This window comes from Rhodococcus sp. MPR-R1B (genome assembly GCF_058793255.1).
Genome location: NZ_JBXAFO010000015.1, coordinates 119,040 through 133,395, shown reverse-complemented (window position 1 = coordinate 133,395; position 14,356 = coordinate 119,040). Strand labels below are relative to the sequence as shown.

Annotated in this window: 10 protein-coding genes and 1 riboswitch; of the genes, 5 read left to right on the top strand and 5 right to left on the bottom strand. The window is 62.2% G+C overall.

The features are described from left to right. Positions 1 to 128: 128 nt before the first annotated feature. On the bottom strand, positions 129 to 3,416 hold the full coding sequence (locus AC1Q61_RS20945) for an error-prone DNA polymerase (RefSeq protein WP_492650997.1): 3,288 nt from the start codon (positions 3,414 to 3,416) through the stop codon (positions 129 to 131). A gap of 268 nt (positions 3,417 to 3,684) precedes the next feature. Between AC1Q61_RS20945 and phoA the strand changes: the two genes are divergently transcribed. Further along, a complete protein-coding gene (gene phoA / locus AC1Q61_RS20940; RefSeq protein WP_030535099.1) occupies positions 3,685 to 5,217 on the top strand; it encodes an alkaline phosphatase in 1,533 nt (510 codons plus the stop codon). Positions 5,218 to 5,254: 37 nt separating this feature from the next. On the opposite strand, the gene AC1Q61_RS20935 is transcribed toward phoA, so the two are convergent. Genes AC1Q61_RS20935 through AC1Q61_RS20920 form a run of 4 tightly spaced genes read right to left on the bottom strand, consistent with a single transcriptional unit; the run spans position 5,255 to position 8,902 of the window. Further along, entirely contained in the window at positions 5,255 to 6,025 is a 771-nt protein-coding gene (locus tag AC1Q61_RS20935; protein WP_030535100.1) for a (2Fe-2S)-binding protein, read from the bottom strand. Further along, positions 6,022 to 6,819, bottom strand: a complete 798-nt coding sequence (locus AC1Q61_RS20930; protein ID WP_083197714.1) for an ABC transporter ATP-binding protein — start codon at positions 6,817 to 6,819, stop codon at positions 6,022 to 6,024. Before AC1Q61_RS20930 ends, AC1Q61_RS20935 begins: the two co-directional genes overlap by 4 nt. Before the next feature lie 50 nt (positions 6,820 to 6,869). After that, entirely contained in the window at positions 6,870 to 7,910 is a 1,041-nt protein-coding gene (locus tag AC1Q61_RS20925) for a FecCD family ABC transporter permease (RefSeq protein ID WP_054188140.1), read from the bottom strand. Next, positions 7,907 to 8,902 (bottom strand): ABC transporter substrate-binding protein, encoded by a 996-nt coding sequence (locus AC1Q61_RS20920; protein ID WP_054188177.1) that lies wholly within the window; start codon positions 8,900 to 8,902, stop codon positions 7,907 to 7,909. The genes AC1Q61_RS20925 and AC1Q61_RS20920 overlap by 4 nt, the downstream gene beginning before the upstream one ends. Positions 8,903 to 9,018: 116 nt before the next feature. Then, a riboswitch (cobalamin riboswitch) is annotated at positions 9,019 to 9,164 on the bottom strand. A gap of 71 nt (positions 9,165 to 9,235) precedes the next feature. Between AC1Q61_RS20920 and AC1Q61_RS20915 the strand changes: the two genes are divergently transcribed. The 4 genes from AC1Q61_RS20915 to AC1Q61_RS20900 all read left to right on the top strand — a co-directional run bounded on the left by AC1Q61_RS20915 (position 9,236) and on the right by AC1Q61_RS20900 (position 14,343). After that, entirely contained in the window at positions 9,236 to 11,356 is a 2,121-nt protein-coding gene (locus AC1Q61_RS20915) for an MMPL family transporter (RefSeq protein ID WP_007727439.1), read from the top strand. Positions 11,357 to 11,423: 67 nt separating this feature from the next. Then, entirely contained in the window at positions 11,424 to 11,891 is a 468-nt protein-coding gene (locus AC1Q61_RS20910; protein WP_231915037.1) for a hypothetical protein, read from the top strand. Positions 11,892 to 12,175: 284 nt separating this feature from the next. After that, entirely contained in the window at positions 12,176 to 12,298 is a 123-nt protein-coding gene (locus AC1Q61_RS20905) for a hypothetical protein (RefSeq protein ID WP_003940840.1), read from the top strand. 50 nt (positions 12,299 to 12,348) lie between these two features. Further along, entirely contained in the window at positions 12,349 to 14,343 is a 1,995-nt protein-coding gene (locus AC1Q61_RS20900; protein WP_042923462.1) for an SDR family oxidoreductase, read from the top strand. The last annotated feature ends 13 nt before the right edge of the window (positions 14,344 to 14,356 follow it).

The window sequence follows — 14,356 nt, the reverse complement described above, 5'->3', positions numbered from 1 at the left end:
CTCAAGCGACAACCCTAGGGAGCAAATGTGACCCGCACCATATGCTCGGAGGTCAGAGTTGAGCTCCACATTTGTCCTCTCGGCACAAAACTGTCTCTCGGCACTAACACGGTGGCCAGAATCAGGCGTTAACGGAAGTCTCGCGATTTGGCCGTTACTCGCAGATCCATCAGCTGCATCCGGTCTGCCACGACGGTGACAGCGCCTTCTGCATTCTGCACCTTCCCTCGAATAAGCAACGCCGGCGCCGTATTTGCCAATTTTCGGTACTTTGCCCACAACCCCACCGAACACACGACGTTGACCATGCCGGTTTCGTCCTCGAGGTTGATGAACGTGACGCCCGCAGCTGTGGCCGGACGCTGCCGGTGTGTGACTGCTCCCCCCACCAGCACACGGTCACCGTCCGGGATGTCGAGAAGTCTCGACGCCGGCACCACGCCGAGCGCGTCGAGCTGTGGGCGGAGGAATTGTGTCGGGTACGTGTCGGGAGATACTCCTGTCGCCCAGACATCCGCCGCCGCCAATTCGACGTCGCTCATGCCGGGCAGGGTGGGAGCTGTGACCGACGCACCGATACCGGGCAAGCGGTCGGGGCGCTCCCCCGCCGCAGCGCCCGCTGCCCACAGCGCTTCTCTACGCGAGATACCGAAGCTGGCTAGCGCACCGGCGGTCGCCAGCGATTCAGCTTGTGCGGTAGTCAGTTCCACCCGCCCGGTCAGATCGAGAAACGACGTGAACGGTCCACCGAGGTCGCGCTGTTCGACAATTTTCTCGGCGAGTGCATCGCCGATGTTGCGCACTTCCCCCAGCCCCAGCCGAACCTCGAATCCACCTGCCTCGACGGTGGCATGCGCGAGGCTGACATTGATGTCTGCACCGTGTACCTGCACTCCGTGCCGGCGCGCATCGGCAACCAAGGACTGCGGCGAGTAGAAACCCATGGGCTGCGCGCGCAGAAGTCCGGCGCAGAACGCAGCGGGATGATGAAGTTTGAACCACGAGGAGTAGAAGACCAGCGCGGCAAAACTCTGTGAATGGCTTTCCGGGAAACCGAAATTAGCGAATGCATACAGCTTCTCGTAGATCCGGTCGGCAACCTCGTCACCGATGCCGTGTAGGTCTCGCATGCCCTGATAGAACCTCGCGCGCAGTTGTTCCATCTTCTCGGTGGAGCGTTTCGATCCCATTGCCCGACGCAATTGATCGGCCTCGGACGGCGTGAAGCCCGCAACGTCGACGGCCATCTGCATCAACTGTTCCTGGAACAGCGGAACCCCCAACGTGCGTTCGAGTGCCTTCTCGAGCGACGGATGGTCGTAGGACACAGGTTCGAGTTTGTTGCGCCGACGAATGTACGGATGCACTGATCCGCCTTGGATCGGCCCCGGACGGATGAGCGCGACCTCGACTACCAGGTCGTAGAAGTTTCGAGGCTTCAGACGCGGCAGTGTCGCCATCTGCGCACGTGATTCCACTTGGAACACACCCACCGAATCTGCCCGCTGCAACATCTCGTACACCGCTGTTTCCGACAGATCGAGTTGCGCCAAATCGACTGTGATGCCTTTGTGTTCGGCCACCAGATCCATCATGTAGTGCAAAGCTGAGAGCATGCCGAGGCCGAGCAGATCGAACTTGACCAGCCCAGCGGCAGCGCAATCGTCCTTGTCCCATTGCAGGACACTGCGATTGGCCATCCGCGCCCACTCCACCGGGCAGACGTCGGCGATGGGACGATCGCAGATGACCATGCCGCCCGAGTGGATACCGAGGTGCCGCGGATAGCCTTCGATCTGCGCCGCCAGTTCGAGTACCGGACGCGGAATATCGGTATCCGCATTCTTGTCGATACCACCCCACCGGCCGACCTGCTTACTCCACGCATCTTGCTGGCCCTGCGAAAAGCCCAGCGCCCGAGCCATGTCCCGCACCGACGACTTTCCTCGATAGGTGATGACATTGGCTACCTGCGCGGCATACGTACGCCCGTACTTCGCGTACACGTGCTGGATCGCCTCTTCCCGGCGATCCGACTCGATGTCCACGTCGATATCCGGCGGGCCGTCACGTTCGGGCGCAAGAAACCTCTCGAACAGCAGTTTGTTGCGAACCGGATCGACATTGGTGATGCCGATCGCGTAACACACCGCCGAGTTCGCAGCGGAACCTCTTCCCTGACAGAGGATGTCGTTGTTCTTGCAGAACGACACGATGTCATGCACCACCAGGAAATATCCGGGAAAGTTCAATCCCTCGATGATGGCAAGTTCATGTTCGAGCTGTTTGTATGCCTTCGGTGCACCTTCCGGCGGTCCGTAGCGTTCCAGCGCCCCCACCATGGTGAGCTCACGCAACCACGACGCCTCGGTATGCCCGGCTGGCACGTCGAACGGTGGCAATTTGGGCGCGATGAGCTTGAGATCGAAAGCGCACTCACGACCAAGATCGGCGGCACCACTGACAGCCTCGGGATAGAGCGAGAACAGTGCCGCCATCTCCGCGCCGGACCGCAGGTGCGCTCCGCCGGTAGGGGCCAACCATCCTGCTGCCTCGTCCAAGCTTTGACGCGACCGTACAGCCGCCATTGCCATGGCGAGGCGTCGACGCGGAGGAGCGGCGAAGTGCGCGGCGGTGGTCGCCACCGTACGTAGTCCATGCTCTCTCGCCAATTCGGCCAGAACGGCATTGCGCTCGTCGTCCTCCGCCAACCCATGATGAGTGAGTTCCACCGACACTCGCTCCGCCCCGAAACGCTCGACCAGATCCCCCAAGGCATCCGCCGCTGCTTCGCGACCACCCGACGTCAAGGCTTGCCGCACATGACCTTTCCGGCACCCGGTCAGGATCTGCCAGTGGCCACCGGCCGCTTCGGTCAGCACGTCGTAGTCGTACTGCAGTTTGCCCTTCTCGCCGCCCGCCAGATGCGCGGCGGCGATCTCCCGCGAGAGCCGGCGATACCCTTCCTGCCCACGGGCAAGTACCAGGAGGTGCGTTCCACCGGGATCTGCCGTGCCGGTTCTGGGTACCGATTCCAGAGACAACTCGGCCCCGAACACGGTGCGCATTCCCCATTCACGTGCGGCTTCCGCAAACCTCACCACGCCGTAGAAGCCGTCGTGATCGGTGACGGCGATAGCTTCGAGCCCGAGACGCACTGCTTCCTCGACCAGCTCTTCCGGCGGTGATGCACCGTCGAGGAAACTGAAGGCCGAGTGAGCGTGCAGTTCTGCGTAAGGAACTACACCGACACCACGGGTGAGCTCGCCCGCGTGGTACTCGCCGCGCTTTCTTGACCAGGCGGGGCTGTCGCTTCCATCGCCCGGAAACAAATCCTCATGTTCCACACGGCCGGGTCGTCCGGAAAGCACCCGTTCCATCTCGGACCACGTCGGCGGCCCATTTCCCCAACCCACACTGACCTCGCACCTGATCGAGTCGGCCGTCAGGGACGACCGACTGCTCGAGGATGCCGAAAGGGAAGACGCACCACATGCATCGAACTGATGTTCGATGCAGATTCAGTCTGACAGGTCACTCACCCACAGTCAACAGAGCGAATCTCAACCCTCACCGTCTCGTCACATTCAGATGTACGCATGTCTGCACTCCGTTCACTTTCGCCCCAGATCATTAGCGGCGTTCATAATCTCCATCCATACTGTTTCCAGGAGTACTACTCGTATGTCGTTCTCGCGCAACACACGTAGGTTGACGGCCGTCGCCGGCGCCGTCGCCGTTCTGGCCGCTGCCGGCTGCAGCAGCAGCGCCGACGAGGCCACCGGCTCGAACGGCGCGACCGTCGATCGCGCCGCGACCGGCGAACTGTCCTCGAACGGTGGCGCTCGTCGCATCGACGGTGATCAGTCGGCCGCAGTGCGCGACGCCGTCAATGCCTCCGGCGCGAAGAACGTCATCCTCCTGATCGGGGACGGCATGGGCGACTCGGAGATCACCGCCGCACGCAACTACGCCGAAGGCGCTGCGGGCAGCTTCCCCGGCCTCGACGCCCTGCCGATCACCGGCCAGTACACGCACTACGCACTGACCAAGGACGGCAAGCCCGACTACGTCACCGACTCCGCAGCCAGCGGATCGGCATGGTCCACCGGCACCAAGACCTACAACGGCGCGATTTCGGTCGACATCAAGGGGCAGGCCCAGTCGACCGTCCTCGAGATCGCCAAGGCGAACGGCAAGGCCACCGGCAACGTCTCCACCGCCGAGGTGCAGGACGCCACCCCCGCAGTGCAGGTCGCGCACGTCAGTGGCCGCAAGTGCTACGGACCGGAGGCGACGTCCAAGTCCTGCCCGGAGAACGCCCTCGAGAACGGCGGCAAGGGATCGATCAGCGAACAACTCCTCGACACCCGCGCCGACGTCACCTTTGCCGGCGGCGCCAAGTCCTTCGCCGAGACTGCGAAAGCCGGTGACTGGCAGGGCAAGACACTCAATGAGCAGGCCGCCGCCCGTGGCTACCAGCTGGTGAAGAACGCCGCCGAGATGAACGAGGTCGGCAAGGCCGATCAGGATGCACCCGTGCTCGGCTTGTTCGCCGACGGCAACATGCCCGTCCGCTGGGAAGGATCCGTCGCCACCCGCGACGGTTACCTGCAGCCCGCCGAAACCTGCGTCGACAACCCCAAGCGAACCTCCGACGTACCGAAGCTCGCGGACATGACTCAGAAGGCCATCGACCTACTGAAGGTCAACGACAACGGATTCTTCCTCCAGGTCGAAGGTGCCTCGATCGACAAGCAGGATCACGCAGCCAACGCATGCGGTCAGATCGGTGAAACCGTCGACCTCGACGAAGCTGTGCAGAAGGCACTCGAATTTGCGAAGACCGACGGAGAAACCCTGGTCATCGTCACAGCCGACCACGCTCACACCAGCCAGATCGTCACCAATGTCAGCGCCGACGACATCGCCACCATCGCCAAGGACCAGAACATCCCGGTCGAGCGCGCCCAGGAAATCGTCTACCCCGGCCTGACCCACAAGCTGACCACCAAGGACGGCTCGGAGATGACGATCAGCTACGGAACGTCCGAGGATCCGGCCGTCGAGTCCGAAGGACACACCGGAACTCAGTTGCGCGTAGCAGCTTTCGGCCCGCATGCGGCCAACGTCAGCGGTCTCACGGACCAGACCGACCTGTTCTTCACGATGACCGACGCGCTGGGACTCGACCGTTCCAAGGTCGCAGCTCACTGACCTGACAACACCCGACCCGGTAAAAGCCTGGGTCCAGTCACACCAGAGCAGCCAAGGCGCGCACCCGATCTTCGGGTGCGCGCTTCGGGCAACTGGTGCACTTACCTTCACCGGGCACCTCGTAAATCAGGCAGCACGACGCGCGCTGCGTGAATCTGCGTCGCCCGGATGCCACCGGTGTCAACGGATTAGAAACGCGCACAACACTTTCATTGCGGCCGACATCGACGAAACGCGGAACCGGAATGCCCGGGTTCTCACCGCGGAGAACATCGATCAGGCCGGCAGCAAATGCACTTCCGCGTTCCCTCGCGCTACCGGCGGCGTCGAGGCTGCGATTGGCGATGGAGTCCGTCGCGATCGCCCACAGCGCCTGCTGCCGAACGCCGGACACCTCGGCGAGTACCTCGATCACGGGACTGAGTGAGCGGAACATCGCGTGGCCCAACTCCGCCACACTCCGCGAGATCGGAATGACCGATCCGGCAGCAAACCCGCCCAGATAGCCGTTGTCACGCAAGAAGATCCGCCCACCGTCCAACGATGGATCGGCCGCGAACCCGGTGACCATCCCGGTTCCGATCGGAATGCCGGTCAGCGTCGAGCTGGCCGAGTACCACCACAACGTGCCGTTCACTCGACTGTCCGCACTCCCCCATCGCTCTGCCGTATCGGCGACACGTGCTGCCAACCACTGGGGGTCGGTCATCAACACCGCGGGCACCGTATCCGGATACGCGCTCAGGTTGTCGAAGAACGGCACAGCTACTGCCATACGGGCGTAGATCCCGGCCACCGATTCCGTCATGCCAGCCCCAATATCTCCATCCGCGGACGTACTCCGCGTTCGACTCGCGCCCTGATGCCGAAAACCTCGGCCAACAACGGCTCGTCCAACACCTCGACCGTAGACCCACACGCGCGGAGTTCACCTTCGGTGAGCACGGCAAGGTTGTCGCAGTACTCGACTGCCAACCGTAGATCGTGCATCGTGACCACAACTGCGAGCCCCGCCGACGCAAGTTCGGTAAGCAGTTCCATCACGATCAACTGGTGACGAAGATCGAGATGATTGGTCGGCTCGTCCAACAACAGAACCTTGGGCTCCTGAGCCAATGCGCGAGCTATCGAGACACGTTGCCGCTCACCACCCGACAGGGTCGATACGTCTCGTCCGGCAAGCTCGACCAAACCGACCTGCTCGATGCACCGGTCCACGATGGCGGTATCGCGCTCCGTGCTTCGGTCCAACCAGCTGCGGTGCGGAGTTCGTCCGAGCGCGATCGATTCACGAACCGACAGTCCTGCCGAGACAGTGGGTTCTTGAACACTTGCCGAGACAGTTCGGGCGATGTCCTTACGCGAGAGCGTCGTCGAGTCGACTTGATCGATCAGAACTGCGCCACCTGTCGGCGTCAAAGCGTTGTAGCAGCAGCGCAGCGCCGTCGTCTTGCCACTGCCGTTCGGCCCGACCAAGCCCAATATTTCACCGGACTTGACTGCGAAAGTGATGCCGCGCAACACTTCGCGATTTCCGAGCCGCGCCCGGGTCTCGACGAGTTCGAGCAGGGGCGCAGTTTCGGAGTCTTTCGGGAGTGTCACTGTTCTGGTCTGTGTCACTGTTCTGGCCTGTGTCACTGTTCTGGCCTGTGTCACTGTTCGAGCCTCCGATACTGCCGGTAGAGCATCCAGACGAAGATCGGTGCACCCACGAGGGCCGTGATCACTCCGACCGGAACTTCAGTGGATTGTGCCACCGAGCGCGCAGCGGTATCCGCGGCAACCATCGCGACGGCGCCCAGCAGGGCTGCAGCAGGGAGCAGTCGAATTGCTCTGGTGCCGACGATGAAGCCGGCCAGATGCGGGATCAGCAGACCGATGAAACCGATTCCACCGGCAACGCTGACTGCTGCGCCCGCGAGTACGGAGACCGCGAGCAAGGACAAGACACGGAACCGTCGGACGTTCATACCGAGTGCAGCGGCCCCGTCGTCACCGGTCTGCAAAACGTCCATCCATCGCGAACTGAACAGAAGGGCTGTGCCGACGACGGCGAGTGCGATCGTCGGGAAGATCAGCGTCGACCATCGTGCATCACCGAATCCGCCGGCAATCCAGTGCATCACCGACGTCACGTGCCGATCATCGGCCAATACCAGGATGCAAAAGGTGATGAGCGCCGAGAATATCTGGGCGAGCGCGACACCCACCAAAATGATCGCGGTCGGCTGCGGATACCGGCCGCCGATCAGCAGTGCGAGAAACAACGGGATCATCGCCCCGGCGAATGCTGCGACCGGAATCGTGAAAACCCCGAGGAGGCCGGCGCCGAAACCCAGCACCGACACGAGCACCACCATGAATCCCGCGCCCGACGAGACTCCGAGCAGATACGGATCGGCAAGCGGATTACGGGTGACAGCTTGAGCAACTGCACCTGCCATGGCCAACGAAGCACCCACTACCGCGGCAGTGAGTGCACGTGGCAGGCGGGAGTCGATCACGATCGACTCCCGCGCCGCGGTCCACCACGTCTCGAAAGTCCCTGGCGCCAAACGGGCTCCGACTATCGCCCAGACGTCACCGACGGGAATGCGAACCGATCCCAAGGAGACGGCCAACCCCAGGACGATCGCCAAGGCGACCGCCAAGCCGACAAGCAGGGCGCCGTACCCGTAACGCGTGCGGGTCACTTCGCCGCGTCAGCGCCTGGATGGAAGGCTGTTGCGATGGTCTGTGCCGAACGCACCAACCGTGAACTCTCGAACAGGTCAGCGAGAGGAACCACGACGAACCGGTTCTGCTGCACAGCAGGGGTGGTCGCCATCAACGGCTGGGCACGGAGGAAGTCGATCTTCTGCTCGGCTGTCTTGTCGCCGTAGTCGATGACCACGATTGCCTGGGGTGCACGCTCGGCAACAGCTTCCCACGATGCGTCGATGTAGGGCTTTGTCCCTTCGGCGAAGATGTTCGAGACGCCGGAGTATTCCGCGACCAATTGACCGACGCCGACTCCGCCGATGGTCGTCGGAACCTGGTCACCGCTGTCGTAGAAGAAGGTCGGTACCGGCGCCGCGTCTCCGACCGAAGCGCGGACGGAATCGAGACCATCGCTGATCTGCTCTGCGACCTCGCGGGCGGAATCTTCGACGCCCAGGACTCGACCGAGTTGCGTGTAGTCGTTCTCGAGCAATCCGATGTCGGGGAAACCGGTGCCACAGTATTCCGAGAAGAGGAAGGTGTTGATTCCGCGCTCGCCGAAAGCGTCTCGGGAACGGCCTTGCTTCTCGTTGAAGGCACTGGTCATTCCTCCGACCACGAAGTCCGGATCGACGTCGAGGACCTGCTCCATGCTGGGGAACGTATCGGAAAGGCTGGGAATCTTGTTGAATACATCGGCGGTCTCGGCAGTTGGCGGGTTGTCGCTGTACGCCCGCCCGACAATCCGATCACCCGCGCCGATCTCGATGAGGGCTTCGGTGACGTGTCCGTTCAAAGACACGATGCGCTGCGGCGGCGAATCGAAGGTCATCTCGCGATCGCAGTTGGTCACGGATACCGGCTGTGCGAAGGATTCCGCAGCAGACGCCGACTCTGATTCCTGACCTTTGGAACAACCTGCCGAAACCAAGGCGACCGCGATGAGAACAGCGGCGGCGCGGGACGGGGAGAACTGAAGTGACACGGGGACCTCGTAAGGGCTCTGAGCCACGAATGAGAATCCGACAGACAACTCCGCCCGCACGCTGATCCTCGGCCAGAGCTCCTGCTGGACTTCCTTTTCGTAGACCACGACGAATGGATGTCGCACACCGCGCGGCGGGTAATCGGGCTTGCCGACACTCGGTGACTACCGAGAATCGACCTACCGTTGCGGGTCAGCGCCGGATTCGGACCGGCTTCCCCCACACGCGTGGCTTGCAAGTGCTTCGAGCAGTATGCATGACGTTTCCGATTCAAGACCAAACGCCCACTACAGTCGATCTGGCCAGACGCCCCCACACACCGGAGTTGATACATGACACGCTGGGCCCAAACCGTCGTCGCCCGGAAATGGTGGGTACTGAGCCTCGCGGTTCTGATAGTTCTCATCAGTGGGGTGTGGGGACTCGGAGTGTTCGGCAAGCTCAGCCAGGGCGGCTTCATCGATCCGGGCAGCGACTCCGCGAAGGTCGCCGACATCATCGAAGACAATCTCGGACCGCAGACCCCGGACATCATCGCGATCTACTCGCCCACGGACGGCAAGACTCTGGACGACATCGGGCCGGCAGTGACAGCCGCCGTCGACCAATTCAAAACCGAAGTGCCGACCGCTTCGGTGAAATCGTATTGGGGAACAGACGCCGCAGCGAAGGCCAGCCTGCTCTCGAACGACGGATCCATGGCGGCCGTTGCGATCACGTTGGCACCGGACTCGGGCGTCACGCCCGCCACTTTCGCCGATCTCCTGCCGAAGCTCGAAGTCGAAGGTGCCGAGGCACAATTCGCGGGTAACACCGTCGTCGGCGTCGCATTCAACACCAAGCTCGAGAAGGACCTGGTGGTCGCCGAAGCCATCGCCATTCCGATCACTCTGGTGCTGTTGGTCTTTATCTTCGGCGGCATCGTCGCCGCTGCCGTGCCCGTGTTCGTGGGTGTACTCAGTGTCCTGAGCGCTTTGGCCGTTCTGCGAATCCTCACGCTGATCACCGATGTGTCCTCGTTCTCGATCAACGTCGCTTCTCTTCTCGGGTTGGGACTTGCCATCGACTACGGACTGTTCGTGGTCGGTCGGTTCCGTGAAGAACTGAATTCGGGCTCGGACCCGGGAGCGGCTGCTCAGCGGACAGTTCTGACGGCGGGTCGCACCGTCATGTTCTCGGGTCTACTGCTGATCTGTGCGTTCAGCGGCATGCTCGTATTCCCCCAGGCCGTCATCCGGTCTCTGGGCTTCGGCGCGATCGCCGCAGTATTGAGCGCGGCCGTCCTGTCGCTGACCGCTGTGCCTGCGCTGCTTGCCATTCTGGGGCATCGCATCAACGCCCTGACGTGGCGCAAGGATGCGGCGCAACGCGGCGAGGAACGCTCGCGCAAGTTCTGGGGCCGCGTCGTCACGTGGGTGATGAAGCGTCCGGTCGCAGTCTCGGTGACGATCGTGGCTGTGCTGCTCGTGATGGCCTCGCCGCTGCTCGGCGCCCGGCTGGGAGAACTCTCGTACACCGCACTACCGGACAACGACCCCGCTCGCGTCGCAATGGACACGTTGGTCAACGACTTCCCGCAAACCGGAAACGGCGCAACGATGATCCTTCAGGCCGAGGACGGGAACACTCTCACCCCGGCCGAAGGTGCAGCGATCGCCGAGTCCGCCGGTCGAGTCGAGGGCATCGGTCAGGCGACCGTCGTCGCGAGCACCAATCAACTCGTCGCGGTTCAGGCTCTCTACAGCGAGGGCTCTACACCCCAATCACAGAGCGCCGCAGTGACAGATCTGCGTGCGATCTCCGCTCCCGACGGAACGGTGCTGCTTGTCGGCGGCGGTCAAGCCATGGTCGACGACGGCAACAACGCCGTCCTGCACTGGCTACCGGTGATGATCCTCATCATGGTCGGATCCACCCTGATCCTGTTGTTCCTCGCGTTCGGTTCGGTGGTGCTGCCGATCAAGGCGGTGCTGATGGCAGCCCTGAGTCTCGCGACCACCTTCGGTGTCCTCACCTTCGTCTTCCAGGACGGACACGGCGTCGAACTCCTCGGGGTCAGTCAAACTCCGCTGGAGGCTACGTTTGTCGTGCTCATCCTGGCGGTGGTCTTCGGATTGTCCACGGACTACGAGGTTTTCCTGATGTCACGGATGGTCGAGGCCAAGAACGCGGGAGCGACGACAGAGGAAGCGGTCAAGTTCGGAACCGAGCGCACCGGCCGCATCGTGACGGCTGCCGCCTTACTCCTGATAGTGGTGACGGGGGCCTTCGCAATGTCAGGGCTGTCAGTGATGAAGTTCCTGGGCGTCGGCATGATCGTCGCGCTGATCGTCGACGCGACCATCATCCGCATGTTGCTCGTGCCCTCGCTCGTGAAGTTGATGGGCGAAGCGAACTGGTGGGCTCCTGTGTGGATGAAAAAGGTTCACGCGAAGGTCGGCATCGGCCACTGATCGCGACTGGATCATGTCGCTGAAGAGTGCCTGGGATCCTGCGGAGAGCCGTGTTCGACTAGGGGTCGTGGATGACTTACCTGAGAGTGTTGTGGTCGGCTCAGCAGTGTTTTCGCGTGTCGACTCGGACGATTCGTTGGCGTGCTGGACATCGATCATCGATGTCCAGGGGGTCGGTGACTCCAGGCCGGTGAGTCTGGTTATCGAGCCGGCCACCGTGCCGGAGTCTGCGGTGTGTGAGCTCGCTGCGACCGTGATGGCCCGGTTCGGTGAGTTTGCCGAAGTCGCCGCCGATTACCTGCGTCAACAGCTGCGTGGGCCACAGTTCGGCCTCCGCCACTCCGAACTCGTGGAGTTGGACGCCACGGAGTCACTGTTCGGCGAACCTGAGGCGGTGATCTGGGCTGACGGAACCTGGCTGCTGCGGTTCGCTGAGTCAAGGCTCGAGATGGCCGATCCTTTCGGGATCGGTGTTCTGTTCGAAGGAACGACCCCGTATGCGGTCGAGGACTTGTCGGGCGCTGAACCGGCCTAGGGTTTGCCGGCCTGGCCACTCCATCGCCTCGACGATGGTGCGCCGGTCTACTGGCGGACGGCGCATGGCCTTCACACCCTCGGAACAACGGCCGCCCACATCTCATCCGAAATCACGTCACGCGACGCAAGGACGAGCGCGCACCCCACTGCGCCCGAAACTCTTCAGCAACAGACCTAGTGGATTTCCCTGATCGGGCAGTCGTCCTCGAGGATGACTGCCCGATCGTCTAAATCGCTCCGCAGGGCGATGTTCTCCGAAGCTGATTTCGTCAGACTTGGAGCATGACAATTTTCGAATGGATCCTTGCAATCCCCGCTCTTGCGCTTGCCGTCGCGTTCTTGTTCTCCGGAATCATCTCCGCGGGCATCGACTTCGACGCCGAGGACGGGGTCATGACGCATTGATGTTCGTTTCCCTCTAGCCGCTGATCTTACTTTGGAGTAAGTTACCGACTATGGCCACATACATCGTCACTGGCGGTACTGGATTTCTCGGACGAGCTGCACTGCCACTCCTGCTCGAGCGTGATCAAACTGCTCAGATCCATGTGCTGGTCAGAGCCGGTTCTGTCGCCAAACTCGAAGAACAGGTGTCGGCAATTCCCGGCGGCGATCGCGTGCATCCGCTCATTGGAGATCTGACCGAGCCTGGGCTGGGCATCGATTCTCCCCCACCTGCCGACCACGTCCTTCACCTCGGCGCGATCTACGACATCACCGCCGGAGACGAGCAGGCTTCGACGAATGTCGAGGGCACACGCGCCGTGGTCGAACTTGCTGCGAAACTGGGAGCCACCCTTCATCACGTGTCATCGGTCGCAGTCGCAGGCGACTATCCGGGCACGTTCAGCGAGACCGATTTCGATTGCGGCCAAGGCTTTCCGACGCCCTACCACCGAACCAAGTTCGAGGCCGAGAAGCTCGTTCGAGAACGAGAAGGCCTCACCTGGCGTGTTTATCGGCCGTCTGCCGTGGTCGGCAACTCCGTCACCGGGGAGATGGACAAGATCGACGGTCCGTACTACTTGTTTCCAGGACTGGCGCTACTCGCGAAACTACCTGCAGCACTCCCCGTCCCGATCCCCAACCTCGGCGCAACCAATATGGTGCCCGTCGATTACGTAGCCGCCGCCCTCGTCGAATTGATGCACGCGCCCGGCCACGACGGCGAAGCATTCCATCTCGTGAATCCGAAACCTCAACCGGTACGCGAAATCTATGCCGGACTCGCCAAGGCCGCCGGAGCACCCCGGCCCGCACTCAGCCTTCCGGGCGTGATCGCCAAACCCTTTGTCTCGCCCTTGCCGATGGACTCGGCAGAATCGGCACGGAAGGTCTTCCTCGATCGCATCGGCATGCCTGCAGCATTGCTCGACAACATGACGATGGCGCCGACCTTCACCTCGGAGAGAACCGTTGCCGCCCTGGCCGGATCGGGACTGGCGGTCCCCGAGTTCGGGTCGTACTCCACTGTGTTGTGGAAGTACTGGCGCGCAAACCTCGATCCCAATCGCGCACGACGTAACAGTCCCGAAGGACCACTCGTGGGTCGGATCGTTCTGATCACCGGAGGCTCTTCCGGAATCGGCAAGGCATCGGCCATTGCCGCCGCTCAGAAGGGCGCCACCGTTCTCCTGATCGCACGCCGCACCGACGAACTCGATGCCGCAGTACAGGAGATTCGATCAGCCGGAGGCAAGGCGTTCGGTTACCCCTGCGACATCACCGACGACGAGTCGGTCCAGCACACGATCAAAAGCATTCTGACAGAACACGATCACGTAGACATGTTGGTAAACAACGCCGGCCGATCCATCCGGCGCGGCATTTACCACTCCACTGATCGTTTCCACGACTACGAACGAACGATGGCCGTGAACTACTTCGGCGCTGTGCGATTGGTGCTCGCCTTGTTACCGACCATGCGTTCTCGCCGCTTCGGCCACATCGTGAACATCAGCAGCGCGGGAGTCCAGGCGGCAACGCCTAGATTCTCGGCCTACGTGGCGAGCAAGGCCGCCCTCGACGGTTTCTCGGACGTAGCCGCCTCTGAAACCCTGGCGGACGGAATCACTTTCACGACCATCCACATGCCGCTGGTCGAAACACCGATGATCGCTCCGACCGGCGAATACAACAACGGCCCGATCACCAGCCCGGAAAAGGCTGCGGCAATGGTGATCCGCGCGCTGATCGACCGCCCCAAACGCATCGACGTACCACTGGGAACCCTGGGTGATCTGGGAACCCTGTTCGCACCGCACACCAAGGACCGAATTCTCAACCAGATGTACCAGGCCTTCCCCGATTCTCCGGCGGCAAAGGGTCAGGTAGACAAGGAAACTCCGGCAGACGCTCCGGCAACACCGGCGCGACAGCACCACTCGCGCTCGCGCATCCGCAAACTCGGCCGTCGTGCCGCCCGACTCGTGCCGGGTACGCACTGGTGACCGGTGGTGTGAC

Excerpts from the sequence above, each read along its gene's own strand:
- AC1Q61_RS20900 (WP_042923462.1), top strand. The coding sequence starts at position 12,349 with ATGGCCACATACATCGTCACTGGCGGTACTGGATTTCTCGGACGAGCT.
- AC1Q61_RS20915 (WP_007727439.1), top strand. The coding sequence starts at position 9,236 with ATGACACGCTGGGCCCAAACCGTCGTCGCCCGGAAATGGTGGGTACTG.
- AC1Q61_RS20935 (WP_030535100.1), bottom strand. The coding sequence starts at position 6,025 with ATGACGGAATCGGTGGCCGGGATCTACGCCCGTATGGCAGTAGCTGTG.
- phoA (WP_030535099.1), top strand. The coding sequence starts at position 3,685 with ATGTCGTTCTCGCGCAACACACGTAGGTTGACGGCCGTCGCCGGCGCC.
- AC1Q61_RS20905 (WP_003940840.1), top strand. The coding sequence starts at position 12,176 with ATGACAATTTTCGAATGGATCCTTGCAATCCCCGCTCTTGCGCTTGCC.